The organism is Pseudomonas sp. PF05, from assembly GCF_056521845.1.
Map to the genome: position 1 here is coordinate 1 of NZ_JBWLPW010000101.1, position 301 is coordinate 301.

2 tRNA genes are annotated in these 301 nt (G+C 49.5%); both read left to right on the forward strand.

Annotated features, from left to right (window positions below):
• Nucleotides 1-60 precede the first annotated feature (60 nt).
• A tRNA-Ile gene (locus AC09SL_RS29610) sits at nucleotides 61-137 on the forward strand.
• A gap of 10 nt (nucleotides 138-147) precedes the next feature.
• A tRNA-Ala gene (locus tag AC09SL_RS29615) sits at nucleotides 148-223 on the forward strand.
• The last annotated feature ends 78 nt before the right edge of the window (nucleotides 224-301 follow it).

Sequence of the window (301 nt, forward strand, 5' to 3'; positions counted from 1 at the left end):
TAGAAGCAGCTTTAAGCTCCAAGCTGATAGCTCAACGCTAACAGTTACAAGCTCGAAATTGGGTCTGTAGCTCAGTTGGTTAGAGCGCACCCCTGATAAGGGTGAGGTCGGCAGTTCGAATCTGCCCAGACCCACCAATTTTGTTATGGGGCCATAGCTCAGCTGGGAGAGCGCCTGCCTTGCACGCAGGAGGTCAGCGGTTCGATCCCGCTTGGCTCCACCATAAACTGCTTCTGAAAGCTTAGAAATGAGCATTCCATCAAGGTGATGGTGAATGTTGATTTCTAGTCTTTTGATTAGA